Origin of the sequence: Glutamicibacter sp. M10 (assembly GCF_025452055.1) — a bacterium.
GTDB lineage: Bacteria > Actinomycetota > Actinomycetes > Actinomycetales > Micrococcaceae > Glutamicibacter.
In genome coordinates this window covers 2,711,963-2,736,953 of record NZ_CP104918.1, presented here as the reverse complement: position 1 = coordinate 2,736,953, position 24,991 = coordinate 2,711,963, and the positions used below count along the sequence as shown (strand labels likewise).

The following is a 24,991-nucleotide window of genomic DNA, read 5'->3' as shown; positions in this document are numbered from 1 at the left end:
CCCGCAGACGTTTCAGATATCTCAGGAGAACCATTGATGGCCTCATCCCGCATTGTCATTGCCGGTCCGGCCACATGGAATCATCTGATCAAGATGGATCACCTACCAGAACCGGTACCTCACACGCAGTTCGCACAGTCAGCCTGGCACACGGTAGGCGGAACAAGCGCGGGTAAAGCACTGCATCTGGCCGGGCTGGCAGCGGATGTTGAGCTATGGACCAGTTTGGATGAGGACACAGATGGCACTCGGGTAAAAATCCTGCTCGAAACCGCCGGAGTCCACGTTCAGGTCATCCCAAGCAAGGACACCGAACGGCACGTTAACCTCATGGCTGGTGGAAGCCGAGTTTCCGTCTATGTCTCTACGGTCTCTGCACCAACAGCCGCGTCGGTAGCAGCCCTTTGTGAGGCAGTAATGGGCGCACGTGTTGCGGTCATCGACCTCAGCGTCGTGGGCCAGCACCTCTTGGATTTGTTACCTGTTGAGCACCCGCCACTGTGGATGGATCTACATGACTATGACGGGTCCTCGACCTTCCACGAACCATTTCTGAGCCGGGCCAGCACAGTCTTCATGAATGACGACGGAACTGATGATCCCTGGACGCTCATGAAGTCCTGTCTTGAACGTGGCCCGCAGCTGGCGGTGTGCACCTTGGGTGCCAAAGGTGCGATCGCCTTGGAAGCTGACGGCACCCGGCACCAGGTTGCAGCCGCACCGGCAACAATAGTTGACACCAACGGTGCAGGCGATGCGTTCATGGCAGGGTTCCTCGCTGCAACTCTGAACGGTAACGACGTCCAGGAAGCGTTAAGCGCGGCCGCGCACCAAGCTACAGAAGCTCTAAAAACCAGGCACTTGCATCCGGTGCTCGCCGAGCTCTGGCAGCCGATTGATTAGCAGTTAGCTGACTATGTCCAAGGGCTGCGGCATTTTATTGTGATGATTTAACGCAAGTACTTGCCAGAGGCCCAACCGTTTTTACCGGCGTACTTCACTGGGTACCACCCCGATTTTTGGAACCGGTGACGCTCACCTTTTTACCCTTGGGGATTGTCAAGATGATTCGGTGGTTGGTTCCGTTACCGGATCGCATGTTCAGGTTTTCAGTCGTCTTAGCCGACTTTGCCTTGATGGTCTTGGAGTCATCCTTTTTGGAGTGTCCTTGGACGTATTCGATGGCATGGAGATGTTCTTTAGGTACTTGCCAGAAACCCAACCGGTCTTTGAACTGTACTGAACCTGGTACCAACCCGAATTCTTGGAACCGGTGAGCTTGACGGTTTTGCCGTTAGGAATGGTCAGCAAAATTCGGTTGCCGGTGCCAGCGCCGCTACGCATATTCAAATTTGCGCTTGTTTTTGCCGTTCCCTTGGCGCTCTTGGAAGGAGGAGTGGTGGACTTGCTTCCGGCAACACCGTAGTAGGCGTCAAGAGTTTTCGCGCCTGAGTTCTTGTAGCTCTTGGCCAGTGACGTTCCCAAGTAGCGGAAGTGCCATGGCTCGTACGAGTATCCCGTGATCGATTCTTGGCCCTTCGGATAACGAAGGATGAAGCCGTACTTATGTGCATTCTTTGCAACCCAACGGCCAACAGGAGTATCGGCAAAGCAGGCTTGCAGGCCGCAAGCGCTGTTGTTGTTTCCAACATCGATGGCCAGGCCCGTTTGATGCTCGCTGGTTCCGGGGACGGCCGAAATCTTAGATGCGTAGCTCTGACCGTAGATTCGTGTGTAGTAGTTGTAGAGCTCCGCCTGACGGGCGTAGGAACGGTAGCCGCTGACCGCACGAATCTTGACTCCGTCTTTGGCTGCTGCCTTGACCATCGTGGTGTAAGCAGATGATGCCGAAGATTTCAGGCGAACGTTAGTGCCTGGTACTGCAACTGTCTTAGGTGCGTATTTTTTGGGGCTCAACGGGTAGCTCTTGTTCACAAATACGTCGGTCCGGCTCGGATCACGCTGGATCTTGCGTGCAGCTATGTGTACCGCCGAGTCTACCGAGAGTGCTTGGGTGCTGATTTCGCTCGGCGCAGCAATGCTCGAAGTGGCAGAGGCTGGAGCTAACGGCATCAATGTTGCCATTAACGCAACACTTAGCGTCGTGGCCAGAGAAAGTCTAAGCATGCGTGGCGATTTCATGCGTGTGTCCATTCGGATCTCGAGTGATGTGCTGCTCATTTCATCACTAATCGCCCTCCGATTCAAGGTTTCTGCAATTGGTTGAAGATGAATGTTCTACTTGCCTGCGGTTTATCGAAGCCAGTCTTCATTGGTGTCAAAAGGTGAATGTCCCGGTCAGAGACAGGTGGATACGTCATCTTGTGCCGGCGGCTGCGAGTTCAATTATTACGATGTGTTCAGCCAGCGGTGGAAGCGATACCGGTAGTTATGAGCTGGCATGCACAAACGCTTTTGAATGAGGTGGTCGGCGAGCATATTGATCGGACCTGACGCCCCGAACGGGTTGATCAATCTGAGAGGAGAATTTTTCTTGCTCGGTGAGTTTTGATAAGTTTGCGATCATGCATATCCGTCCAGAAGTCTTTGATGACCGTGCTGCGGTGTATGCAGTTACGCATGCAGCCTTCGCCGGAATAGACCCGATGGTGGAACCTGAAGAGGTCTCACTTTTGCAAGAACTGTTCGACTGCGACGAGTATGACTCCAGGTTCTCGTTGGTCGCTTTGGATGGCACCGCTGTCATTGGCCACGTGATTGCCACGTGGGGGAACATCGCTGGCGTACCGACTCTCGGGTTAGGCCCACTAGCGGTAGCCCCGGAATACCAGCACCGCGGCGTCGGATCGATCTTGATGCAGAGCATCCATGATCAGGCCGAAGCAGAAGCTCTTGGTGGAATCGTCCTCTTGGGTGCTCCGGGCTATTACCGCCGATTTGGATATGAGCCGGCACTCGCGCGAGGAATCAACCCGAGCGACAGCACCTGGGGCGATCATTTTATGGTCCGGGTCTTTGATGAGCGGAAGCTGCCCACCGGTCATTACCAGTATGCCAAGCCCTTCGGTGTTTGACTCAGAATTCTCGGTAAAAAAGTAGCGAAGTGTTGCCTGAGCCTACCGCTACGCGTAGACATGAAACATGGCATCAGATCAAGATTTAGAGCAACTGTCCTTCACCGTCTCAGGATTTATCTCCAAAGAGATTTCCGAGGTTTACGAAGCCGTTGCTGATCCCGAAAAACTCTCTAGCTACTTCACCACTGGTGGGGCTAAGGGCCGTGCTGAAACCGGGGAAACGCTCACCTGGGATTTTCATGATTTCCCTGGCGCTTTCCCGGTCAAAGTCATTGAGGCGCAGTCCCCAAAGAAAATCGTGATTCAATGGGGCGCTGAGCACACCACCTCAGATAACGCGATGAACACCGTGACCTTCGATTTCACTTCCGTTGATAATGACACACGAACTAAAGTCGATATCACCGAAACCTCGTGGCAAGCCACCACTGATGGCGCCAAAGCGGCCTTTGGCAATTGCATGGGATGGACCGGGATGATGGCCGCGATGAAAGCTTGGCTGGAGTACGGCATCAACCTGCGTGAGGGCTTCTACAAGTAATCTCGACGAATCTAGCGGCGACGTCGGTAGTACAAGTGGGTGGCTAGCGAAGTTTCTCGTCGTGAGTAACGGTCCATATGCGACTCGATTGTTTCTACGGTGATCGCTTCGCCCTTGCCCAGCTGAATCGGCGCGATATGTAGGCGCAGTTCATCAATGAGTCCCTCGTTCAAGAACTGCACGATCGTGTTGGCGCCGCCAGCGATGGCTACCTGCCCTTCGCCGGCAGCTTCCTTGGCTTCGGAGAGCGCCTCCTGAATTCCGCGGGTGACAAACTGAAAACTTGTGCCACCATCAAGGCGAAGTGTGGGTCGAGGGTGGTGGCTTAGTACAAAAACCGGTGCGTGGTACGGAGGATTATCGCCCCACCAACCGCTCCAGCCGGACTCAAGGGCTTGTTCTGGTGGGCCAAACATATTCAGGCCCATGATGAACGCTGAGGCTTCGGTAATGGCCGCTATCTCGGCGGTATTTTCCTCGGTGCGCTCAAGTTGCCACCGATGCAGTTTCTCTCCGCCTTCGCCTAGCGGAGTTTCTAAGCATTGATTCGGTCCGGCGCAGAAACCATCAGAGGAAACCGTAACATCGCAAGTAACTAGCCCCATCACTAGACCTCAATTCATCATCGGAGAAACGCTTTGAGTATTGGTACTCCTACAGTGAACCGGTCAGAGAGTAGATGCAAGCAAATCACGCACGGAACGCGTCGAAGCTTAGGAATCAGCGTCCTTAGGAACACCAACAACATTCCACACCGTGGCGGCGTGCTTCTTTAGTAGTGCAGATTCCAAAACTACGGCGGCCTTGCGGTGCACACAAGTCACCCATCTGATCTCACCGTCCAGGCGGTCAATGGCGCGCCTTGCTACAGACTCAACTTTGTCTGCGGTTCCAGCTTCGGCCTGTTGGAGTAGTTCTTTCACCCAGGCGGGATCTGCCAGTGCCCGATCCATGGCATGTTTGCCTAGACCGGAGGTTGCGCCCTTGCCGGAAGAATAGATTCTTAACCGACCGCGCACACCCTTGCCGTTTCGTTCGCCGGCAGCTCCGATATACAGCGGTGGATTTGAGTCGCTGCCTTGCTGGCGAAACATGTAAACACCAGGAAGCGCCGGTGCTTCGTTGGCTGCCTGAGCAAAGGGGATCCACTCGGACCAGTCCAGCGAATCTAGGGTTTCGTCGCTGATAGGTACCAACGGTGCGTTTAGTCCCGGGGCGCCAGCGAATCCGAGCTGGGTGAGCAACGCGGGTTGCAGGTGCCAGTTGCCGCCGGGCTTATTCGGGATTTGGACACCGCCCTTGGGGCGCTGCTTTTGAAGGTAAGTTCTTAGATCCTTGGTAGGAACGCCAAGCTGGCTAGCTGCTACGTCTAACGAAAGTAGCTGCTCATCTTCTAACAATGATCTTCCTTCGGTGCTGGTCTAGGTCCGACTATTTTGTTGCCTAGTTCAATGGTGCCAGAAAACCCGGTAGGCGGGGCGCGAGCCTGACCTACCGGGTCTGTAATGATGAACTAGTCAATGGCGCGGTGCAACTTCGTGCTCAACCGTTCTAATTCGTGAAATTCTTCTTCGCTCAGTGCTGAACCCAAAAGCTCATGAAGATGTTTAACATGCTCACGGCCGATTTCCTGCTGAACTTTGAGACCTTGATCGGTCAGCGAGAGCCGTGAGGCCCGTTGGTCATCTGGATCTGCTTCACGGACTACCAAGCCTCGCTCTTCTAAGCGAGTGATCATTCGACTCAAACTAGGTTGGGTAATGAGCAGATGTTTGTTCAGATCAACCATGCGGCTTTTGCCTTCGGGGCAGTTGCGCAAATTGAACAATACGTCGTATTCGCGCATGGAGAGCTTGCCGAACTCGGACATCGAATTGATGTGACGCATGACCGCCACCTGTGCTCGGAAGAGTGACTCCCAAGCATCGGTGGTGCTCTTGAGCGAGGCTACCGGTTTACTGGTCTCGGTCACTTGCTACTGGCTCCTTGGTATTTGCAAAGTCAGCTTCCATTTTAGCCCGGCGAGCTACAACCAAGCGTTCATGGGTTGGAGCTGGAGTCAGGTCGTTTGGAGCACGTGACTCCATTTCTTTGCGCAGTTCTGGCAAGACGTACTCACCAAACATGTCCAACTGATTCAGCACGGTCTTCAGTGGGAGACCTGCATGGTCCACCAAGTAGAGCTGGCGCTGGTAGTCGCCAAAGTATTCCTGGAAAGCCAGGGTCTTTTCGATGACCTGCTGTGGGGAACCAACGGTGAGCGGAGTTTGTGCGGTGAAATCTTCCAACGACGGACCATGGCCATAAACCGGCGCATTATCGAAGTATGGACGGAATTCTTTCACCGCCTGCTGCGAGTCCTTGGCCATGTAGAACTGGCCGCCAAGACCAACCACTGCCTGATGTGCTTTGCCGTGACCGTAGTGCTCGTAACGCTCACGGTACAGGTTGATCAGCTGCTGGTAGTGCTCCTTTGGCCAGAAGATGTTGTTGGCGAAGAAACCGTCACCATAGTAGGCAGCGATTTCAGCTACCTGTGGGGTACGGATTGAGCCGTGCCAGACGAACGGTGCAACATCATCAAGCGGACGCGGGGTGGAGGTGAAGTTCTGTAGGGGAGTACGGAACTTCCCTTCCCAGCTCACCACATCCTCATCCCACAGTCGGCGCAGTAGGTTGTAGTTCTCAACGGTCAGGTTCACTGAGTCCTGCATGTTTTTGCCAAACCATGGGTACACCGGTCCGGTGTTACCGCGGCCCAAGACCAAGTCCACACGACCATTGGAAAGGTGCTGAAGCATGGCAAAGTCTTCTGCGATTTTCACCGGGTCATTGGTGGTGATCAGCGTGGTGGTGGTTGAAAGAATAATTCGCTCAGTTTGCGCAGCGATGTAAGCCAGGGTAGTTGTCGGCGAGGAAGAGAAGAATGGACGGTTGTGGTGCTCGCCGATGGCGTACACATCCATACCAATTTCTTCTACCTTTTTAGCGATAGCTACCGAAGCGTCGATGCGCTCCTTTTCGGTCGGGATACGGCCGGTGGTTGGGTCGCGGGTGATGTCGCTGACTGAGAATACTCCGAACTGCATTTCCACTCCTGAATCTATGGGCTGTTGCGATGTGCGCTTGCCTCAAATTTATATGCGTATGCATGTAATAACAAGTTGAAGCGTCAAATATTCCCTGAGGCTTAGAAAACTCGCCGTCAGTTCCGATGGCGCAAGAAGCGGTACCAGCTAAACAAGGCATCGTGCACAGCGATGCTGGATGGGGCTCGGTGACGGGTGCTGACCATGAGTAGTGATCAATCTCGCCGGGTTTCGCGACACCGGTGATGATTGGTTATCGTAGTGAAGATGAATCAATCTAGTAGCGTTGTGCGCCTCGGTCAGCGGAGGATTCCTCCGATGACCTTAGTACGCGTGGCGTTGCTCGTTGGTTCAGTTTTTATCGGCCTGCTTTCCATGCATGTGCTGCTGGCACCGGCCACACAACCTCAGCCAGTTCCAGCAACGAGCCATGAACAGATAGTTGCCCATCATGGGGCTCGCGCCTCTGCCGATGCCAAGAGCGTTCCAGAAAGATCGCACGGTTGTGCTGACTGTCCGATGGACCATGACATGGCAGCAGTAGGCTGCGTTCTCGCCTTGCTGGCGCTATTGCTACTTGTGCGCCCTCCGAGGGTTCTAGGTATTTCCGCTGTGGTGGAAAGTGTCTATCGACCAGTGAATGCCACCTCACGAGTATGGGCGACGAGGCCAGATTTGACCGCGTTGGGGATTTGTCGAACGTGAAATATTGGCAGGCGCTATCTTGACCTGCCGTTTCGCTCTTTTGTGCCAAGGCTAAGCCGGCACACGACATCTTTCACCCACCGTAGGAGTTTTTCTTGAAGGACAAAAATCTATATTTCAGCGCCCTGGCGCTAAGCACCCTGTTTGCATTCACCGCTTGCGCAGCCGAATCCGGGCAGGTGGCCGAACCAAGTTCCTCGGTTCACGACAGCGGACATCACGCTTCCTCGGCGCCAGCCACGGAATCGGGTGCCGCCAATTCGGCGGATATGAGTTTCGCCAGCGGAATGAAGGCCCACCATCAACAAGCTCTGGACATGTCCGAGGACCTGCTGAGCAAGGAAGATATTCCACAAGAGGTTCGGGAGCTGGCCGAAAAGATCAAGTCGGCTCAGGGCCCGGAAATTGAACTCATGAACAGTTGGCTAGCCGATTGGAAAATGCCTCAAGGCATGGATCACGGTCAAATGAACCACGGTGACGGCATGATTTCAGATGAAGACATTGCGGCCCTGAAAAAGGCCGAAGGAACTAGCGCTGCAAGGCTCTTTCTGCAGCAGATGATTACGCATCACGAAGGCGCGGTCGACATGGCCAAGACTGAAGTGGATCAAGGGTCAGATGCTGAAGCGATCAAGCTTTCAAAAAACATCATTGAAGATCAAAATCGTGAAATTCAAGAGATGAAAGAGCTGCTTAGCGGACTCTAACCTCGACGCTGTGCTGCTTGCCTTTGGGGCAGTGAGCATTAGATAAAACTAAACGGTGAGTGCCGCATGGCACTCACCGTTTAGTTGAACTTATGAGGTATTCAGCTCTTTGAACGCAACTGATCGCGGTCACGCCAAGCTCCGGTTCCCCAGAGTGCCAGTGCAACCAGCGCCGGCTGGAAGAACAGCCGAGCCAATCGCTTGCCATCGGTATCTAAACCGAAGGCATCGCGGTGATCCAGTAGCTGTGCGATATTGCCGGGGAATACTGCGACAAAAAACAGTGCCACTATCCAACCGACGTGAACACGCTTCTTGAGCAGGGTCAGTAGCGATAGACCTAGACCCACTTCTGCCACGCCGGACAATATAACCACTAAGTCAGGATCCAACGGAAGGCTCTGTGGAACTTGCGCCTGGAATTCTTGGCGTCCAAAGCTCAGGTGGCTAACGCCCGCGTAGGTCAGGAATGCGCCGAGCACCAGACGTGCTGTATGCCTTGGCTTGCTGAGTTGATTAGTCATCAGAAACGGTGACGGTCACGTCGATGTTGCCACGGGTGGCGTTCGAGTATGGGCACACGGCGTGAGCTGCATCAGCAAGTTCCTGAGCAGCGTCGTGATCCATTCCGGGGATGATAACTTCCAGCTCTACCGACAGCTTGTAGGCATCGCCATCGCGGTGCAGGTTCACTCGGCCACCAACGCTGGAGTCCTCAACCTTGATCTTGCGTGCACGAGCCACGGTGTTTAGTGCGGAGTGGAAGCAAGCCGAGTAGCCGGCAGCAAAGAGCTGCTCTGGGTTGGTGCCAATTCCGGTTCCACCCAATTCCTTAGGGGCAGTCAAAACCAGATCAAGACGGCCATCCGGGGTCTGTGCGCGACCTTCGCGGCCCTGGCCGGTGGACAATGCTTCTGCGGTGTACAAGGTTTCCATGGTTCTGCCTTTCTTAGGGGGAATACGTGCTGGTGGGCAGTAAATTATTTGCTGTCCATAGTTGGGATCTCTTGCATTGATTCGGTAAGCCGATGCAATGAGTTCACCAAAGCTTTGGCGCTGGCGATGTCGGGTAGGCCCGTGCCGCAAGCGATTTGTTCTGGGATATGCGCTAGTTCATTGCGTAGATTGTTGCCCTGCTCGGTGAGTAGAACGTTGACTACGCGAGTGTCTGTCTCGCTGCGTTGACGCTTGATGAATTCTTTGCTTTCCAGTCGGCGTAACAGCGGGGAGAGCGTTCCGGAATCCAGCTGGAGCATCTCACCGATTTCTCGTACCGGCTGCGATCCTTCATTCCAGAGGATCACTAGGACCAGGTACTGGGTGTAGGTCAGTTTCCACGGAGCTAGCAGCTCGGTGTAGGCCCTGGTGGTAGCTCGGGTTGCCGAGTACAGGGAGAAACAAACCATTTCATCAACTATCGCCATGCATTAATCATTGCACGTAATTAGATTGTGCGCAACTTAAATTTGTGGTGAAGTGCTTCACGCGGTCATGATGTCCACGCTGAGCAATTGGCGGAGACTCTGAAGATGAAAAACGGCGGACCAGACACCGTTAGTTTGGTGTCTGGTCCGCCGCCTAGTCGAGGCCGAGATTAATCTTCAGAAGCCTTAGGGGACTTATTGATCATCTCTTCAATCGTCCGTCGTTCGCGACGTGTGCTCGGGATCTGGCCGGTCATGGGATGAACCACTGGATCATTCGAGACAGGAGCCTTAGAAGTCTTACTTTCGACTTTGTCAGTTAGGTCGGTTTCTGACTTTTCAGGCTTCTCGCCTTGAACCGTCGACTCACTGGCCGGGGCAGTGATCTTTGCGGTGGCCGAATTCATCGCCAGAGCAAGATCAGCGGAATCGGTCTGTTGTTGTGAGGAGTGCTTGCGATTGGCACGACGTGCCGCACGCTTTTCCTTACGGGACTCAACCAATCGGTAGAGTACGGGGACCAGGATCAAGGTCAGCAAGGTAGAGGTCACCAGGCCACCGATCACCACGACAGCCAGAGGCTGTGAGATGAAGCCTGACTGTCCGGTCAGTCCAAGACCCATTGGAATCAGCGCAAAAATGGTGGCCAATGCGGTCATCAGAATCGGACGCAAACGTTGACGCGCACCATGGGTGATGGCGTCTTCTAGGCTCATGGCCGCACGCTCAGCGGAAGGCTGACGATATTGGTTGATCAAGTCGATCAGCACAATCGCGTTAGTGACCACAATGCCCACCAGCATCAACATACCAATCAGCGACGGCAGACCCAGCGGGATGCCCGAGATCAGCAGTAGACCGACGGCGCCGGTGGCAGCAAATGGAATGGATACCAGAAGCACCAGTGGCTGAATCAATGACTTAAAGGTGGCCACCATGATGACGTAAACGATGGCTACAGCAGCCAGCAATGCGAGGTAGAGCTGGTTGAACGAGTCTGCCTGCTCGGTGGCAGCGCCACCAATTTCTGCGCTGGCACCTTCTGGAAGATCGACCGAATCAAGCTTGGTCGTGACTTCCTTGGAAACCTTACCCAGCATGTTTTCATCCGGGGTCAGCGTCACCGTAGCGATGCGCTCACCGTTAGAGGTGGTGACCTGCTGGACTACCTTGGTGCGATCAACCTTGGCCAGATCCTGCAGCTTCTTCGGACCAGTTGCAGTAGGGATCTGCAGGTCGCGGAGCTTCTGTACGCTATCGAGCTTGAGCCCCTCACCAATCTGTACCGTCAGGTCGGTGTAATCAAGGCGAAGCTTGCCGGCTGGAACAGGGAGACCTGGCCAGCGACCATTCCGGCCAGCTGGGATTCGGTCAGACCCGCTGCTGCGGCCTTATCTGCATCGATGTCGATGGATACCTGCTCACGTTCAGCCGAGAGGTTGTCGGTAATACCGGAGACATACGCGGTGTCCTCAAGCGCCTCACGCATAGTCGCTGTGGCTTCCCGCAAGCTGTCTTCATTAGGAGCTTTGATCTCCACGGTGACGTCACTTGAGGTCATAGCCGAAGAATTGGAACCGTAGGTGACGGTCATGTCCTTGGACAGATCAAGGGAATCAACTTGCTCGTGGATCGTATCGGTCAGCTTTTCCTGATCTGCGTCCTTATCGGTAATGACGGTAAAGCTTGCGGTGTCTGAACCGGAAGCAAACATGGCCGCCATGCCGCTGGCGGTACCGACGGTCATCTGAACGTCTTCTACACCATCAATGTCGCCAAGCTTAGACTCAATCTTCTTGGCTTCATTAGTGGTTGTATTCAACGCGGTACCCGAAGGCATAGTGGCCTTGACCGTGATGGAGTTTTCGCCGGTAGAACCCAGCAGGTTGGTGTTCAGCAACGGGGTCATGGCTACGGTGCCAGCCAAGATCAGCACTGAGGCCAACAAGGTGATGACCGGGTGCTTCTGGGTAGATTTCAGCACTGGCTGATAAGCCCGCTGCATCCACGACTTATCTTCAGCAACGTGAACCGTGTGCGCCTTGGTGGTCCCTGGACGGTGCGGTAAGAACCAGTAGGCCAAAACCGGAACGATAGTCAAAGAGACCAGAAGTGAAGCGAGCAGTGCGATGGTCATGGTTAGCGCGAACGGGCTGAACAGTTCACCAGCCATACCGCCAACCATTGCGATAGGTAGGAAGACTGCCACCGTGGTCAGCGTTGCAGCCGTGATAGCACCGGCAACTTCCTTGACCGCTAGCAAGATGGACTGAGCCTTGGATTCACCAAAGGCAAGGTGTCGTTTGATGTTTTCAATGACCACAATCGAGTCATCAACCACACGGCCAATGGAGATGGTCAGTGCGCCCAAGGTGAGCATGTTCAGGGTGTAGCCAAAGACGTTCATTCCAATGAAGGTCATCATCAGCGACAGTGGAATCGAGATTGCGGTGACCAAGGTGGAACGCACTGAGAACAGGAAGATCAAGATAATGATGACCGCAAAACCAAGGCCCAGCGCACCTTCGATAGCCAAGTGGCTGATCGAGTCTTCAATAAATGGTGCCTGATCAAAGATCGTGGTCATAGTGGCCTTGTGGCCCAGCTCGGACTGAAGGTCCTCAACCATGTCAGCAACCGCGTGGGAGATGGCAACGGTATCGCCATCTGGGGTTTTGGTCACCGAGATGGAAAGAGTTTCTGCACCGTTGGTGCGGGTGATGCTGGTTGCTTCATCGGCCTTGACCGAAACATCTGCAACGTCCTTGAGCAGGGCTGGTCCATTATCCGTAACGATCGGGATGTTCTTGATAGCATCCAAATTATCCGGGGTTGAGCCGGCAATAACGGGCAACTGGAGACCGTCCACGTTCATATTGCCCACCGGAATTGGTGAGCCGGCGTTCTCGATGCCGTCCTTCAAATCGGAGACGGTCAGCCCGGCACGGGACATCTCAGCGTTTTTCGGTTTCACCGCAATGTGCTGGGTCGCACCACCAGAAACTGAGGCTTCACGGACTCCGTCAATCTTCTGTAGCTTGGGAAGTGCAATTCGCTTAACGTCGTCATTGAGCGACTCCAAGGACTCATCCGAGGAGACAGCAAGCATCAGTACCGGAAGATCTGCGATGGAGCCGGCCAGCGCTGTTGGCTCAACGTCATCAGGTAATTGGGACTTGGCGTTAGAGATCGCGCGGTCTACTTGAGAACGGGCACGATCCATATCGGTGCCGTACGCAAAGGTTAACGCAATGCGGGTGAATCCGGCCTGCGAGGTAGCGCTGGAAGATTCAAGACCCTCAACAGCCTGCAACGCCGTTTCAAGCGGAGCGGCAACCTGCTCATCGATGACATCAGGACTTGAACCTGTTTGGGTAGCCATGACGGAGATCTGCGGGAACTCCATGGAGGGGATTAGTTCCTGTTTTAGTGATCCCATGGAGATCACACCAAAGATGGCGGCGAAGACCGTAATTAGCGCAATGAGCGCTCGGTTCTTCAATGACAAGGTGGCCAAGCGTTGCATGCGGGTGTAGTCCTAGCTAGGTCGCAGTACGGATGAAGTGCTTGGAACCAATTCTAGTTTGTTGTGCATGCGCAACTGTCCACTAAAGAGTTAAAACGGTAAAGATCATCCGTGAGGAGTAGTGGCACAAACAAACCCCTCGCGGACTGTTGTCCGCAAGGGGTTTGTAAGTTCTTCAAGTGCGCGGGTTAGGCACGGACGTTGCCACCAGAAACGGCCGCAAATTTGTCGATTATTTCCAATTCTTCGGTGGAGAACTCAAGATTATTGACCGCAGCCAACGAGTCTTCCAACTGCTTCACGCTCGATGCACCAACCAAGGCGGAGGTCACTGGCGTGCCAAGTGGCTGGTCGCGCAGCAACCACGCGATAGCCATCTGGGCCAACGACTGCCCGCGCTTGGCAGCAATATCGTTGAGCCCGCGGATACGGTCCAGGATCTCGTCGGTGATTGCCGACTCGGAGAGGAATCGTCCCTTGGTGGCGCGCGAGTTTTCCGGGATTCCATTCAGGTACCGGTTGGTCAGCAAACCCTGGGCCAATGGCGAGAAGGCAATAGACCCAGCACCTACCTGCTCCAAGGCTTGGAAGACGTTAGGGTTCTCTGCTTCGGTCCAGCGGTTAAACATTGAGTAGCTTGGCTGATGAATGAGTAGTGGAGTGCCAAGTTCCTTGAGGATTCGTGCTGCCTCCAGTGTCTGGGCAGGGGAGTACGAGGAGATACCTGCGTACAGTGCCTTGCCTGAACGGACTGCTTGATCCAGTGCGCCCATGGTTTCTTCCATAGGTGTCTCAGGATCTGGGCGGTGGCTGTAGAAAATATCTACGTAGTCTAGGCCCATGCGTTCGAGGGACTGGTCAAGGCTGGACAGCAAATACTTGCGGGAGCCGCCATCACCGTAGGGGCCAGGCCACATGCGGTGACCGGCCTTGGAGGAGATGACCAATTCGTCGCGGTAAGGCTTGAAGTCTTGGGCCAGGTGGCGACCGAAGTTCTTTTCAGCGGTACCATCCGGTGGACCGTAGTTATTGGCCAGATCAAAGTGTGTGACACCTAGATCAAAGGCACGGCGCAGGATTGCGCCCTGCTCGTCAAAGCGTTTGTCATCGCCAAAGTTATGCCACAGTCCCAACGAAATAACGGGAAGCTTCAGACCGCTACGTCCAACGCGGCGGTAGGGCATGGAGTCGTAACGGTTTCCCGCTGCGGTATAGGTCATTGGTACCTTTCAGCATTCCGCGCGGGGTTGGCCGGCGCAGGAAATTTTGAGACTAAAAACAGTTAGTGTGAAGTAGACAACCTTTTTGAGGATACAGGAATTGTGATCTGTGGTTCTTGGTGTGGCCCGTGTGGAATTAAATTGTTCGGAGCAAGAAGTTCTATGGAATGAGGGAGGCTTCCAATGTCGGTCATAGACGAGCGTTTCGGGTTGGCAGACCGCCAGGTCGAGTCTTTTCGGTACCGAATGAGTTACCTGACGATTCTTGGTATCTAGATCTATACCGTGCCGTGGTTAGGGAATGAATAGCTTCAGCCCAAAGAGTCGCTTTTATGAAAATTTGGTACTTTCTGGTGGTTGCAAGATTTCTAGGAAAAGTATTATGCCTGCTTTACGTCAACGTTCTAATGAAGTTTCTGTTCAGTAACAATTAGAGCCGTAAACTTATTTGTCTGAATTTCTCTAAAATGTCGGAAGCTGGACGTACGCTTGGGGCTACTTGGTGGGGATTGATTGGGGCCATCAAGTTCACTCTCAAATCAGTTCCTAGGAGGACAAGTTGTCCACTCGTTTTAATCCACCGCCAGCCTGGCGGCCTTACCTTCCGCACGATTTTGTCCCTGGTGTCCAATGGACCCCAGAGCCTTCTTGGGGCGCTCCGCCAGCCGGATGGCCTCTGTGGGTTGACATGAATACCGGAGCTGCTGCTGAACCGCCGATCGAGTATTCGCAGAACCCGTTCCTGTTCATGTCTGTAGTGCCGGATTGGGGAGCAACAAATAGCGCTTCACTTGATTCCTCGCCGCTTGGGTTGCCTGTGTCTTCCGCCAAGAAGCGCCTTGGGCGAGGAAAGAAAATTGGCCTCGGCGTTCTAGGGGGAATCGTTGCCATTGTTGTCATCGCTGCGCTTAGTGATGGGGGCGAAGACGGGGGTGGTGACCCGGTAGTTGCAAGTCCAAGCGCCAATGTTGCTGCAAGCGCCTCGAATATCGCGCTGGCCGAGGAACCGTTGGCAAGTGCCTCTGCTTTTTCTGAAGCTGACGAAAGCTCTAAAGAAGCGGCGGAGGAACAGGCCAAGGAAGAAAAAGCTGCGGCAAGTTCAGCGGCCGCTGCCGAAGAGAAAGAAAAGGCCGCGGCGGAAGAAAAAGCAAAGGCTGAGGAAGAAAAGAAAGCTGAAGCTAGCGCCAAGGCTAAGGAGGAAGCGGAAGCTTCGGCGGAAGCGGAAGAAGAAGCTGGGACACTTAGCCAGCAAAATGCGCTGAATAAAGCTGCTGATTATTTGGAATATACCGCTTTTTCAAAGACTGGTCTCGCTGGACAGCTTGAATTTGAGGGTTTTTCAAAATCCGAAGCTGCTTGGGCGGTTGAACGCGTCACTGTTGATTGGAACGAACAGGCCGCGTTGAAAGCTGCCAGTTACTTGGAATATACGTCATTCTCAAAGTCAGGGCTGGTCAAACAGCTGGAATTTGAAGGCTTCACCCAGAAGCAGGCGGCATATGGGGTAAGCACAACGGGTCTGTAGCTACGATGCTGAGTGACTATCATTTTTGTGATGGCTGAGAGGCAAGTCTCGAGCTTTGTTGCTGGTGTCTAGTTGCTCATGGTGTGAGTTAACGTAAAAGGTCCGTCCACCAATTGGTGGACGGACCTTTGAACGTAGAACTAGATTAGTCCCAGAGCCTTATCGGTAGCAGCCTTAACCTCAGCGTAGAGCGCTGGGTTTTCATTCAGCTTCTGACCGTAAGAAGGAATCATGTCATTGAGCTTCGACTCCCAGCCGGCGAACTGCTTAGGGAAGCAGCGCGAGAGCAGGCCAACCATGATTGGGGTTGCGGTCGAAGCACCAGGCGAAGCGCCGAGCAGACCGGAAATGGAGCCGTCCGAAGAAGTGATGACCTCGGTTCCGAACTGAAGTACACCGCCCTTCTTGGCATCCTTCTTGATGACCTGTACACGCTGACCGGCGGTGATCAATTCCCACTTGGAACCATCGGCACCAGGGAAGTACTCGGTCAGCGCCTCGTCCTTCTTAGCGCGGGACTTGAGAACTTCCTTGATCAGGTAAGTAGTCAGATCTAGGTTGTCCTTGCCAACAGCCAACATCGGAATGAGGTTGTGTGGGCGCAGCGACAGTGGAAGATCAAGCTGGCTGGTGGACTTCAAGAAGTTCATCGAGAATCCAGCGTAAGGGCCGAACATCAGCGAGCGCTTGCCATCAACAAAGCGGGTGTCCAAGTGTGGAACCGACATTGGAGGAGCGCCAACCGAAGCCTGGCCGTAAACCTTAGCATTGTGCTGGTTCACGATGGTCTCATCGGTGCAACGCAAGAACTGACCGGAGACTGGGAAGCCACCGAAGCCCTTGATTTCATCAATGCCTGACTTCTGCAGCAGTGGCAGTGCGCCGCCACCTGCGCCAACAAAGACGAACTTTGCCTTGACGTTCTTTACTGTGCCGGAGGCCTTGTCCTTGACGGTCAGTTCCCAACCAGCACCGGAGCGCTTGAGGTTCTGAACCTTGTGACCGTAGTTCACCGAAGCACCAGCGGCGCTCAGCGAGTTGGTCAAATCTGCGGTGAGGCGACCGAAGTCAACGTCGGTACCCGAGGTTACGCGTGAAGCTGCAACCTTCTGCGAAGCGTCGCGACCCTGAGCAACGAGTGGAGTCCACTGATTGATGGTGTCTAGGTCGTTGGTGATTTCCAGTTCCTCAAACAGAGCGTTGGGCTTCAGTGCCTCGTAACGGGTCTGCAGGTACTTGGAGTGGTCCTCGCCGATAACAAACGACATATGAGGAAGCGGGTTGATGAAGCTGTTGTCAGCAACGCGCTTGTTGTCCACGGCCCAGGAGAAGAACTGGCGGGACATCTGGAACTGTTCGTTGATGCCAATAGCCTTGGCTGGATCAACCGAACCGTCAGCAGAAGCTGCGGTGTAGTTCAACTCGCACAGGGCCGAGTGGCCGGTACCAGCGTTGTTCCAAGGGGAGGATGACTCCAACCCCGCCTTGTCTAGGTTCTCAAAGAGACCAATAGACCAGGTTGGTTCCAGCTGGTTGATCATGGTGCCAAGAGTGGCACTCATGATGCCGGCACCGATTAGTACTACGTCAAAAGATTCGGTTGACGTTTCAGAAGGCACGAGGATCTCCATCGACAGTGATACTTTGCTCTATCCCAGAGTAGACCTAACCACCCTTGGGTTAGAAATCGTTAACTGGGTTAATGCTGATTAACTCTTTAGGGCTGGTGAATTAGTCATCTGCACATCGGCGTAGCATTCGTTGAGCATCGGCGATGGGGGATAGAAGGTGACGTTTCCGTTGAATGCCAAGGCTGAGATTGGGAAGACCAGTGGCAACAACGGTAGATCCTCATCCAATGTCTTCAGAATGCTTGCGTAGGCATTAGTGCGTTCTTCTCCCGAAGGAATGGAACGAGCAAGCAAGATTTGTGAGTCAAGTAACGCTGACTTGTATCCGAACTCATTAGCTTTATTTGCCAATATTCCGGAGAAGAAGTCATCTGCTGAGCGGTAGCCTCCGGAGAACCCGAGTAGGTGTAGCCCGTTAAATTCACTTGATTGCACGGTTTTCACATAGCCATCGGTCCACGCGATAGGACGAGGCTTGATACGAATGCCTACCTTGGCTAGGTCCTCTGAGATCTGAGCAAAGGTACGTTCAGGAAGTGGGAGATAGTTGCGCGATACCCGTAGTGGGTAGGCAAACTCAATTTCTTCTCCCTTGTAGTTGATCTCATCCAGAAGTGCCTTGGCCTTGGACTCATCATGACTCGGCGTATTTTCTGGACTGGGAATGTTCAGCGCTGGCGGCAAAATGGTGGCCGCGTACTTTGATCCCTGAATGAATAGTTTGTCAGCCAGTGAAGTCCTGTTAGTTGCATGGGCAATGGCCTTGCGGAACTCAGGCTTTGCTAGCCACTTGTTGCGCTGATCCATGCCGAGGTACAGCACGGAGAATGGGTCACGCTGAACAACTACCTTTGCATTGCGTACCAAGGTGCGCATGGTGTCAACGGAGACCATATCGAATCCATCAACTTCTTCGGCCAGCAAGGCGCCCTCCCGGTTATACGGGGAAGGTATGGAAGAAATGAGAACTACTTCTGGGTGTTGCTTATTGTCTGTGAGCCGCTTCTGATTCCAGTAGTCAGCAAAGATCTCGAGACGAACAACAACCTTGTCCAAAGAAACAAACTTATAGGGACCGGTGCCGACCGGTGCGGTAGCCAAAGATTCGGCAGGGTTATCTTCTGGTCCACCGGTCAGGCCGCTAGGTGCAGCAATGGCCATTCCTGGAAGAGTGAATGCCTCAATAAGATCTGGCAGGCGGCGGCGCAAACGTAGAGTGACTTCGTATTTGTCGGTGGCTTCCACCGACCTGAAGTAGCTTGCGCTCCCACCCTTTGACTTACCAGTAAAGAGGTTGGTGGTGAATTGCTTTTGCAGCTCCGTTAGCTGTTGAACACGTTCTTGCTGTGTGGCCAGTTGTTCTGCCGAAGCGGATTCGCCGTCCTTGACCTCCGGCTCAAGATCGTCGGCCTTAGGGAGCTTGGGAATGTCACAGTCGTAGTGGAAAACGTCAAAGAAACCCTGCGTCGACGAGGCGGTTTGGGAGCTGGACAGGGATTCCCAACGTTTGAAGTTGGCAATAACGCCGGCTGCAATCAGCTCGGTGCCGTCGTGAAAGAGCACACCTTCACGCAATTTGAAGACGTAGGTTAGTCCGTCTGTACTTTCACTCCAAGACTCTGCCAGTCCTGGAATTGCGCCACCGGTATCCAGATCAATATTAACGAGCGTCTCGTACACCTGACGAGTGACGCGGAACGACTCATTGTCGGCAACCACGGCTGGATCTAACTTGATCGGCGGAGCCGAGGCGGACAGGCGTAGGGTCCGGGGAATCGGGGTGCTTGAGGCAGAAGCATTGGAAGACGGATCGGCTTGAGTGCCAGATTTTCCAGTGCAGGCGGCCAATGCCAGAGCGGTTGTCGCCAAAGTACCGGTCAGCATTGCGCGTCGAGATACGAGACTTAGTGGCAAATCGGGCACTGGGATGGCTCATCTTCCTTTAGCAAGCAACGTTCTATGCCGCACGCACCAATAACAATGGTGGACTAACGGTATTTATCAAAGATAGCGCACCATCGCTATAGCCCCGGGGCTAAAACTCCCGGGGCGGATAAGTGTCACCTAATTGTTAGCTGCGGTGCACAACATTCTCGCCAAGATCTCCCTCGGACCATTGAACTAGCTGTCGCTTGAGGAGCTTGACCATACGCGGGAAGAAGGCTGCAGTATTTCCGCCGTTGTGGGGAATGATCAGCGCGTTGGGATGCTGCCACAAGGGGTGATCTTTAGGCAGTGGCTCCGGGTCGAACACATCCGAGGCAACGTTGAGGCGTCCAGAGGCGACTTCTTTAACCAAAGCATCGGTATCAACCACCGGTCCGCGAGCAACATTCACGATCGTTGCGCCGTCGGGCAGCTGCGCCAAGAGCTCAGCGTCAACAAGATGATGGGTGGAATCGGTGAGCGGCACAATCAAGATCAGTACTTCTATATCTGCAGCGTGCTGGGAAAGTTCGTTGGTGGAAAGGATTTCGCCGTGCTCATCTGCACGAGCTGTTGAACCAAAGCGCAGCAGGTTTACCTCAAAAGGTTCCAGACGCTTGCGAATTTCTTCACCGATTCCGCCAACACCTACCAGTCCTACGGTTCGATCAGCCAGACCAGGCCACTGCTGCGGGTTCCAGCGGCCGTCCTGCTGGTCTCGAACTGCCTGCGGGAATCCACGCAGGGACGCAATAGCCAGACCGATGGCCATCTCTGCAGTTGATGCTGCGTGGACTCCGGCTGCTGTGTTGATGTTTGCCCGGTCTCCAATCAGATCCACTAAGCCGTCAAAGCCGGTGGTCTGGGTCTGAACAATCTTCAAGTTAGGTGCCTTGCGGATGTTGTTCAGGGCGGCTGGGTTAGCCATATAAGGCATGACCGCAATTTCAATCTCGTCTAGGGGAGTCTGCGGGTCGTTGACCAGATCCCACAGCACTGGTTTGAGATTCTCGGGGAATGAGCCCACCGCATCAATCAAATCTTGGGAAGGGAAAGAAATTGTTTGTTGTCCACTCATGGATTCACTGTACAAACCGAAGCGATCCTATGGAAGTAACGCCTAGTCATATCCTGTAATGAAGGTCACCGGTCCGCGGTGGGTATCGAATTTGCGCTGGGGGATAAAGCTGGTAAAGTTTTATCTCGTTGCGAAAGCGCGGAGCCCAAAAGCTTCTAGAACATCGCAGCGGGCGCCTCTAGCTCAATTGGCAGAGCAAATGACTCTTAATCATTAGGTTTCGGGTTCAAGTCCCGAGGGGCGCACCAACATATTGATCGTTTCGATGAGCAATATGTTCACAAAAGAATAAAACGCGCCTCTAGCTCAATTGGCAGAGCAAATGACTCTTAATCATTAGGTTTCGGGTTCAAGTCCCGAGGGGCGCACCAAAGAAAATAGGTCAGACTTCGGTCTGGCCTATTTTTGTTTTCCCGGATTCTCGGGACCTAAATTCAAATTGCGTTCCTTCTGCCTGTAGGCCCGTGTTCTACGTGGCAACCACAAGGCACGGAAGGTAATGTGAGGCGCTGCATAGACAATATGGTGTGGCGTGAGTTACTTGGTGCTCAGTTGGCCTATCGTAAATCAGGGGTTGACTAGTAGCTACGCGCTCATTAGCGGCAGATTGACCGGGTTTTGTTTTTTGGTCGGTTACTGCTTATGATTATCTACGTTGCAAAGATAACTTCTTCAAAAGAACTAGTCAGAGCGATATGCGCCTCTAGCTCAATTGGTAGAGCAAATGACTCTTAATCATTAGGTTTCGGGTTCAAGTCCCGAGGGGCGCACAGTAAATCCGATCTGATTCATCAGGTCGGATTTTTTGTATACCGTGAAGAAAAGAGGTCCAGTAATGAGCACTTCCGAAACAACCGCACGCCTTGCCGTTGGCGATAAGGCTCCAGAATTTACCCTGACTGACGCGGCGGGTAACTCGTTGTCCTTATCTGATTACCGCGGTAAGAAAACCATCGTATATTTCTACCCGGCAGCTTCCACCCCAGGCTGCACTAAGCAGGCCTGCGACTTCCGTGACTCGATTGAGTCTTTGAAGTCTCTGGGCTACCAAGTTCTGGGTATCTCTCCGGACAAGGTTTCAAAGCTCGAAAAGTTCGTCGCAAACGAATCCCTAAACTTCCCAACACTCTCTGATGAGGATCACGCGGTGGCCGAGGCATACGGCGCGTGGGGTGAAAAGAAGAACTACGGACGTGTTTACGAGGGACTGATTCGCTCAACCATCGTTGTGGATGAAGAGGGCAATGTGGCACTCGCGCAGTACAACGTGCGTGCTACAGGTCACGTTGCTAAGCTCCGTCGTGACTTGGGGATTGACCCAAAGTAGGCCGCGTGACTCGCCGATTTCGTATCGGTGAAAACTTCCGCTACACTGATTGAGGTCGCCTTCGAGGATTTCGATTCTCGGTGTAGCGCTAGCGAGTATGGCGGAATTGGTAGACGCGCTGGATTTAGGTTCCAGTGTCTTCGGACGTGAGAGTTCAAGTCTCTCTACTCGCACCTGATAACCCTGCGGTCTGAGCAATCGGACCGCAGGGTTTTTGTCTGCTTCATGGCAAGCCAGTGAAGCGTAGTATTAAAGGATCATAGGCAGCGAATAATCGTGTTGCTGGGCCGGGCAAGGGCGTAGGGGAGGGTGTTATGGCAGTAGAGCGGTTGCCCACAACCTATGGGCTTGTAGAATCGGATCCAGAACAGTTATTGATTGACCGGCGGGGCATTTCCCCTTCTGATCTGGCGCAGATCGAGCGGATCATGGCCGAGATGGGCCGAATGCGGCAGGTTGAGCGCAAGATCATGCGCAGCTCGCAGCGCTATATGCAATTGAATGAGACCGACATGCGTGCGCTTCGGCAATTGATCGCCGCAAAGAATGTGGGCAGGGTTACTACACCCACTGATTTGCGCGCTTATCTCGGGATCTCCAGCGCGTCCGTGACGAAAATGATCGACCGGCTTGAAGCCAATGGGCATGTTAGGCGCAGCCAGCATCCGACGGACCGCCGGTCGCAGTGCATCGAAGTCACCGAGCAGGCACATCTGGCTGCGCGCGAGCAGATGGGGCGGCATCATGCCAAGCGCTTTGAGGTGGCCTATTCTCTGACCCCTGAAGAACGCGAGGTCGTGATCCGTTTCCTGGCCGAGACCTCCGATGCCCTGGACAGCAGCCTGGAGCAGTCAAACCCCACGCGTTCCTAGTCGCGCCTAGTCCCGGAAACCGCGCGGTGCCTGTTCTGCGTCCTTCGCGATGTTGGCGATTGTCGCCGGGAAAATGACCCCGTGAAACGGGTAGACCGCCCACCAGTAGCAGCGTCCCCAGAGGCCGCGGGGAAAGAAGACCGCACGCTGGATGAGCTCAGAGTTTCCGTTGGCTTGCTGGCCGATGGAGTATTCAAGCCAGGCCTGTCCCGGAACGCGCATTTCCGCTCGTAAGCGCAACAGGCGGTCCTTCTCCAGCGCCTCGACCCGCCACCAGTCAACTACATCGCCTAGGGCCAGGGTGCTGTGCGAGCGCCGGCCTCGACGTGACCCCACGCCGCCGGCTAGTTTATCCATCAGGCCGCGCAGCCTCCAGAGACTTGGGAATGCGAAGTATGGCGAATCACCGCCGAGTCGCTGCACCACCTGGAAGAGTGCCTGCGGGGTGGCTGCCGTGCTGATCCTGCGCGTATCGGTATAGCTTTTGCGCCCAGCCCATTGTGGATCCGAGGGCAGCGGCTCGGCCGGAGCTGAAATCGGATGGGCTGTCGCCCAGGTGGTTTCCACCGCGTCCGCATGAATCTTTTCCAAGGCCAAGTGCACCGATTTGGGGTAGTCGCACAAGCCCTGCGCAGGCGGCGCAATGAGATCGTCAATTTTTCGCGATTGCATAACGCAGTCGTGCTGCAAGGACTGGACGAGCGCGGTAGCCAAAGTGCGGGGCAGGGGCGTGACCAGATTGACCCAATGCGAGGCCAACCGCGGGGTCAGCAGCGGAAGCGCCCAGATCCTCGGTTCGCGTAGCCCGGCCACGCGGGCATAGATTTGCATCAGCTGGGCGTAGCTGTAGGCTCGCGGTCCACCGATGTCGTAGGCGCCTTGGACGGGCGCTCCCAGTTCGGCTGCGGCCACGAGATAATGCAGGGCATCGCGAATGGCTATGGGCTGGACCTTGTTGCGCACCCACCGTGGTGCCGGCATCACCGGCAGTACATCGCTCAGGTGCCGGATCATCTCGAAACTGGCGGATCCCGAGCCGATCACCAGTCCGGCCTGCAGGATCAGCGTGTTCACCGAAGCGGACAGGATCTCTCCTACGGCAACACGGGATTCCAAGTGCTCGCTGAGTTCTCCCGAAGGGTGCAGCCCGGAAAGGTAGACGACTTGGCCAACACCTTGCTGCAGTGCCGCCTGGGCCATGACAAAAGCGCAATTTTTCTCCTGTTCGGCGAAATTGCGGCTTCCGGACATGGAATGCACCAGGTAATAGACGACGTCGGCACCGGAGCAGAGCTGGGAAACGGCCTCAAGGTCCGCGAGGTCTCCTTCGATGATGTCCACCTCGGCATGCCAGGGAACGTCGCGCAAACGCTGGGCATCGCGGGTGAAGACCTTGACCTGGTGCCCTTGGCGCAGCAGCCGCGGGACCAGCCGGCCTCCGATGTATCCGGTGGCACCGGTGACGGCGATCATGCTCATCGGGAGCCCTCCTTTGAACTCGATGTGCGGTGCCAGGCGATTGCGCTGGCTCCAATCAGGACTGCTGCCGCGCAGCCGAGTGCGGTGATGCCAACCAGATTCGATGCGTTGGCCCCGCCCAGGCGCCCAACGCCGATCCATAGCAGACCCCAGCAGATAGCTGCTGGAGCAAAGATGTTGCGCGCATAGAAGCTGATGGTCAGAGCAATCAGGACGGCAACAATCAAAAGCGCGACGGCCAGCTTGGGAGCCCACGCAGCATCGACGCCGAAGCCCAGCGACAACAGCCATGCCGCGGTATTGGCTATGCTGGCAACGCTTACCCATCCCAGGTAGAGGCCGAAGGTCAGCCACATGATCCAGTATTCCAGCCCCGATGATGGCGTGCCGGCACGCATGATTGCCATCATCCACGCCAGGACGGCGACGAGGCCGAAAATAATGGCAACACTGAGTCCCAACCAGCCAAGTTGCACCACGCTGATCCAAGCCGCATTGAGCAATGCCGAGAGCACGGCCGGAGTTCGCAGGGTCGCTGCCCAGGAAGAGCGCCGGCCCGATGCAGTGAGCTGGAAAATGCCGTAGACCGCCAATCCGGCGTAGATCACGCTCCAGATCGAAAATGCCGGTCCTGCCGGCGCCAGCAGTGTCGCATCAGCGCTGAGGTAGCCTCCGGCCACCTGCTGGACCGGAGTGCCGCCCAGTGCTCCGCTGCCGATGAAGGATACGACGATGGCCGTGGCCAGCGAGATTGCCGTGACCACCGACCAGGTCCATCGCGGTTCGGCAACAGGGCTGACGCCCGGCTGCAGTGCGGGTTGGTGTGAGGGTCTCATGCGTTGCTCCTAGGATCGTGGAATCTTTTTGCGGATGCGGCTGGACAAACCTATCTCTACAAAA

At 54.6% G+C, this 24,991-nt stretch carries 24 protein-coding genes and 4 tRNA genes; 12 read left to right on the top strand and 16 right to left on the bottom strand.

Translation table 11 applies throughout. From position 1 onward, the window contains the following. Positions 1 to 36: 36 nt before the first annotated feature. Positions 37 to 903, top strand: a complete 867-nt coding sequence (locus tag N6V40_RS13350; RefSeq protein ID WP_262197963.1) for a carbohydrate kinase family protein — start codon at positions 37 to 39, stop codon at positions 901 to 903. Between the two features lie 198 nt (positions 904 to 1,101). Here N6V40_RS13350 and N6V40_RS13345 read toward each other — a convergent pair whose 3' ends face one another. After that, on the bottom strand, positions 1,102 to 2,142 hold the full coding sequence (locus tag N6V40_RS13345; protein ID WP_262197962.1) for a D-alanyl-D-alanine carboxypeptidase family protein: 1,041 nt from the start codon (positions 2,140 to 2,142) through the stop codon (positions 1,102 to 1,104). Between the two features lie 359 nt (positions 2,143 to 2,501). Between N6V40_RS13345 and N6V40_RS13340 the strand changes: the two genes are divergently transcribed. Both N6V40_RS13340 and N6V40_RS13335 read left to right on the top strand, forming a co-directional pair. Next, positions 2,502 to 3,035: a GNAT family N-acetyltransferase gene (locus N6V40_RS13340; protein WP_131087945.1), complete on the top strand. Its 534-nt coding sequence runs from the start codon at positions 2,502 to 2,504 to the stop codon at positions 3,033 to 3,035. A gap of 67 nt (positions 3,036 to 3,102) precedes the next feature. Then, positions 3,103 to 3,579: an SRPBCC domain-containing protein gene (locus N6V40_RS13335; protein ID WP_262197961.1), complete on the top strand. Its 477-nt coding sequence runs from the start codon at positions 3,103 to 3,105 to the stop codon at positions 3,577 to 3,579. Positions 3,580 to 3,590: 11 nt separating this feature from the next. Here N6V40_RS13335 and N6V40_RS13330 read toward each other — a convergent pair whose 3' ends face one another. The 4 genes from N6V40_RS13330 to N6V40_RS13315 all read right to left on the bottom strand — a co-directional run bounded on the left by N6V40_RS13330 (position 3,591) and on the right by N6V40_RS13315 (position 6,668). Then, on the bottom strand, positions 3,591 to 4,184 hold the full coding sequence (locus N6V40_RS13330) for a dihydrofolate reductase family protein (protein ID WP_262197960.1): 594 nt from the start codon (positions 4,182 to 4,184) through the stop codon (positions 3,591 to 3,593). A 108-nt stretch (positions 4,185 to 4,292) separates the two neighbouring features. After that, a complete protein-coding gene (locus N6V40_RS13325) occupies positions 4,293 to 4,979 on the bottom strand; it encodes a hypothetical protein (protein WP_262197959.1) in 687 nt (228 codons plus the stop codon). Between the two features lie 113 nt (positions 4,980 to 5,092). Continuing rightward, on the bottom strand, positions 5,093 to 5,551 hold the full coding sequence (locus N6V40_RS13320; RefSeq protein ID WP_131087948.1) for a MarR family winged helix-turn-helix transcriptional regulator: 459 nt from the start codon (positions 5,549 to 5,551) through the stop codon (positions 5,093 to 5,095). Beyond that, entirely contained in the window at positions 5,535 to 6,668 is a 1,134-nt protein-coding gene (locus tag N6V40_RS13315) for an LLM class flavin-dependent oxidoreductase (protein ID WP_262197958.1), read from the bottom strand. Before N6V40_RS13315 ends, N6V40_RS13320 begins: the two co-directional genes overlap by 17 nt. A 318-nt stretch (positions 6,669 to 6,986) precedes the next feature. Between N6V40_RS13315 and N6V40_RS13310 the strand changes: the two genes are divergently transcribed. Further along, complete coding sequence (locus N6V40_RS13310; protein ID WP_262197957.1) at positions 6,987 to 7,373, top strand: DUF6153 family protein; 387 nt, start codon at positions 6,987 to 6,989, stop codon at positions 7,371 to 7,373. A 95-nt stretch (positions 7,374 to 7,468) separates the two neighbouring features. Then, positions 7,469 to 8,083: a DUF305 domain-containing protein gene (locus N6V40_RS13305; RefSeq protein ID WP_131087951.1), complete on the top strand. Its 615-nt coding sequence runs from the start codon at positions 7,469 to 7,471 to the stop codon at positions 8,081 to 8,083. A 101-nt stretch (positions 8,084 to 8,184) separates the two neighbouring features. Here N6V40_RS13305 and N6V40_RS13300 read toward each other — a convergent pair whose 3' ends face one another. The 6 genes from N6V40_RS13300 to mgrA form a co-directional block, all read right to left on the bottom strand. After that, positions 8,185 to 8,607, bottom strand: coding sequence for a DoxX family protein (locus N6V40_RS13300; RefSeq protein ID WP_131087952.1), 423 nt, complete (start codon positions 8,605 to 8,607; stop codon positions 8,185 to 8,187). Then, positions 8,600 to 9,019 carry an organic hydroperoxide resistance protein gene (locus tag N6V40_RS13295; protein ID WP_131087953.1) on the bottom strand — a complete coding sequence of 140 codons (420 nt, stop codon included), beginning with the start codon at positions 9,017 to 9,019 and terminating at the stop codon, positions 8,600 to 8,602. Before N6V40_RS13295 ends, N6V40_RS13300 begins: the two co-directional genes overlap by 8 nt. A 44-nt stretch (positions 9,020 to 9,063) precedes the next feature. After that, positions 9,064 to 9,507 (bottom strand): MarR family winged helix-turn-helix transcriptional regulator, encoded by a 444-nt coding sequence (locus N6V40_RS13290; RefSeq protein WP_242632426.1) that lies wholly within the window; start codon positions 9,505 to 9,507, stop codon positions 9,064 to 9,066. A gap of 170 nt (positions 9,508 to 9,677) precedes the next feature. Continuing rightward, positions 9,678 to 10,736, bottom strand: coding sequence for an efflux RND transporter permease subunit (locus N6V40_RS13285; RefSeq protein ID WP_396268666.1), 1,059 nt, complete (start codon positions 10,734 to 10,736; stop codon positions 9,678 to 9,680). A gap of 59 nt (positions 10,737 to 10,795) precedes the next feature. After that, complete coding sequence (locus N6V40_RS13280) at positions 10,796 to 13,033, bottom strand: efflux RND transporter permease subunit (protein WP_262197956.1); 2,238 nt, start codon at positions 13,031 to 13,033, stop codon at positions 10,796 to 10,798. Between the two features lie 188 nt (positions 13,034 to 13,221). Then, a complete protein-coding gene (mgrA, locus tag N6V40_RS13275) occupies positions 13,222 to 14,253 on the bottom strand; it encodes an L-glyceraldehyde 3-phosphate reductase (RefSeq protein WP_131087955.1) in 1,032 nt (343 codons plus the stop codon). A gap of 688 nt (positions 14,254 to 14,941) precedes the next feature. Here mgrA and N6V40_RS13270 point away from each other — a divergent pair. Then, the gene (locus tag N6V40_RS13270; RefSeq protein ID WP_131087956.1) at positions 14,942 to 15,778 is read left to right on the top strand and encodes an Ltp family lipoprotein; all 837 of its coding nucleotides are present in this window, start codon (positions 14,942 to 14,944) and stop codon (positions 15,776 to 15,778) included. Between the two features lie 140 nt (positions 15,779 to 15,918). Here N6V40_RS13270 and N6V40_RS13265 read toward each other — a convergent pair whose 3' ends face one another. The 3 genes from N6V40_RS13265 to N6V40_RS13255 all read right to left on the bottom strand — a co-directional run bounded on the left by N6V40_RS13265 (position 15,919) and on the right by N6V40_RS13255 (position 20,413). After that, a complete protein-coding gene (locus N6V40_RS13265; protein ID WP_207306452.1) occupies positions 15,919 to 17,409 on the bottom strand; it encodes a malate:quinone oxidoreductase in 1,491 nt (496 codons plus the stop codon). A 78-nt stretch (positions 17,410 to 17,487) separates the two neighbouring features. Then, a complete protein-coding gene (locus tag N6V40_RS13260) occupies positions 17,488 to 19,332 on the bottom strand; it encodes an ABC transporter substrate-binding protein (protein WP_131087957.1) in 1,845 nt (614 codons plus the stop codon). 148 nt (positions 19,333 to 19,480) lie between these two features. Beyond that, the gene (locus N6V40_RS13255; protein ID WP_131087958.1) at positions 19,481 to 20,413 is read right to left on the bottom strand and encodes a 2-hydroxyacid dehydrogenase; all 933 of its coding nucleotides are present in this window, start codon (positions 20,411 to 20,413) and stop codon (positions 19,481 to 19,483) included. Positions 20,414 to 20,585: 172 nt separating this feature from the next. On the opposite strand from N6V40_RS13255, the gene N6V40_RS13250 reads away from it, so the two are divergent. From N6V40_RS13250 to N6V40_RS13225, 6 genes are all read left to right on the top strand, one after another. Beyond that, positions 20,586 to 20,661 (top strand) — tRNA-Lys (locus N6V40_RS13250). A gap of 47 nt (positions 20,662 to 20,708) precedes the next feature. Next, a tRNA-Lys gene (locus N6V40_RS13245) sits at positions 20,709 to 20,784 on the top strand. A gap of 326 nt (positions 20,785 to 21,110) precedes the next feature. Continuing rightward, a tRNA-Lys gene (locus N6V40_RS13240) sits at positions 21,111 to 21,183 on the top strand. Between the two features lie 65 nt (positions 21,184 to 21,248). Then, a complete protein-coding gene (gene bcp, locus N6V40_RS13235) occupies positions 21,249 to 21,740 on the top strand; it encodes a thioredoxin-dependent thiol peroxidase (protein ID WP_262197955.1) in 492 nt (163 codons plus the stop codon). 91 nt (positions 21,741 to 21,831) lie between these two features. Next, positions 21,832 to 21,913 (top strand) — tRNA-Leu (locus tag N6V40_RS13230). 141 nt (positions 21,914 to 22,054) lie between these two features. Then, positions 22,055 to 22,612, top strand: a complete 558-nt coding sequence (locus N6V40_RS13225) for a MarR family winged helix-turn-helix transcriptional regulator (protein WP_262197954.1) — start codon at positions 22,055 to 22,057, stop codon at positions 22,610 to 22,612. A gap of 6 nt (positions 22,613 to 22,618) precedes the next feature. Here N6V40_RS13225 and N6V40_RS13220 read toward each other — a convergent pair whose 3' ends face one another. Next, on the bottom strand, positions 22,619 to 24,091 hold the full coding sequence (locus tag N6V40_RS13220) for an SDR family oxidoreductase (RefSeq protein WP_131087961.1): 1,473 nt from the start codon (positions 24,089 to 24,091) through the stop codon (positions 22,619 to 22,621). Then, complete coding sequence (locus N6V40_RS13215; protein ID WP_131087962.1) at positions 24,088 to 24,927, bottom strand: TspO-related membrane protein; 840 nt, start codon at positions 24,925 to 24,927, stop codon at positions 24,088 to 24,090. Before N6V40_RS13215 ends, N6V40_RS13220 begins: the two co-directional genes overlap by 4 nt. Positions 24,928 to 24,991 lie beyond the last annotated feature (64 nt).

Excerpts from the sequence above, each read along its gene's own strand:
- N6V40_RS13350 (WP_262197963.1), top strand. The coding sequence starts at position 37 with ATGGCCTCATCCCGCATTGTCATTGCCGGTCCGGCCACATGGAATCAT.
- N6V40_RS13345 (WP_262197962.1), bottom strand. The coding sequence starts at position 2,142 with ATGAAATCGCCACGCATGCTTAGACTTTCTCTGGCCACGACGCTAAGT.
- N6V40_RS13335 (WP_262197961.1), top strand. The coding sequence starts at position 3,103 with ATGGCATCAGATCAAGATTTAGAGCAACTGTCCTTCACCGTCTCAGGA.
- N6V40_RS13330 (WP_262197960.1), bottom strand. The coding sequence starts at position 4,184 with ATGGGGCTAGTTACTTGCGATGTTACGGTTTCCTCTGATGGTTTCTGC.
- N6V40_RS13315 (WP_262197958.1), bottom strand. The coding sequence starts at position 6,668 with ATGCAGTTCGGAGTATTCTCAGTCAGCGACATCACCCGCGACCCAACC.
- N6V40_RS13310 (WP_262197957.1), top strand. The coding sequence starts at position 6,987 with ATGACCTTAGTACGCGTGGCGTTGCTCGTTGGTTCAGTTTTTATCGGC.
- N6V40_RS13300 (WP_131087952.1), bottom strand. The coding sequence starts at position 8,607 with ATGACTAATCAACTCAGCAAGCCAAGGCATACAGCACGTCTGGTGCTC.
- N6V40_RS13295 (WP_131087953.1), bottom strand. The coding sequence starts at position 9,019 with ATGGAAACCTTGTACACCGCAGAAGCATTGTCCACCGGCCAGGGCCGC.
- N6V40_RS13290 (WP_242632426.1), bottom strand. The coding sequence starts at position 9,507 with ATGGCGATAGTTGATGAAATGGTTTGTTTCTCCCTGTACTCGGCAACC.
- N6V40_RS13280 (WP_262197956.1), bottom strand. The coding sequence starts at position 13,033 with ATGCAACGCTTGGCCACCTTGTCATTGAAGAACCGAGCGCTCATTGCG.
- mgrA (WP_131087955.1), bottom strand. The coding sequence starts at position 14,253 with ATGACCTATACCGCAGCGGGAAACCGTTACGACTCCATGCCCTACCGC.
- N6V40_RS13270 (WP_131087956.1), top strand. The coding sequence starts at position 14,942 with ATGAATACCGGAGCTGCTGCTGAACCGCCGATCGAGTATTCGCAGAAC.
- N6V40_RS13265 (WP_207306452.1), bottom strand. The coding sequence starts at position 17,409 with ATGGAGATCCTCGTGCCTTCTGAAACGTCAACCGAATCTTTTGACGTA.
- N6V40_RS13255 (WP_131087958.1), bottom strand. The coding sequence starts at position 20,413 with ATGAGTGGACAACAAACAATTTCTTTCCCTTCCCAAGATTTGATTGAT.
- bcp (WP_262197955.1), top strand. The coding sequence starts at position 21,249 with ATGAGCACTTCCGAAACAACCGCACGCCTTGCCGTTGGCGATAAGGCT.
- N6V40_RS13225 (WP_262197954.1), top strand. The coding sequence starts at position 22,055 with ATGGCAGTAGAGCGGTTGCCCACAACCTATGGGCTTGTAGAATCGGAT.
- N6V40_RS13220 (WP_131087961.1), bottom strand. The coding sequence starts at position 24,091 with ATGAGCATGATCGCCGTCACCGGTGCCACCGGATACATCGGAGGCCGG.
- N6V40_RS13215 (WP_131087962.1), bottom strand. The coding sequence starts at position 24,927 with ATGAGACCCTCACACCAACCCGCACTGCAGCCGGGCGTCAGCCCTGTT.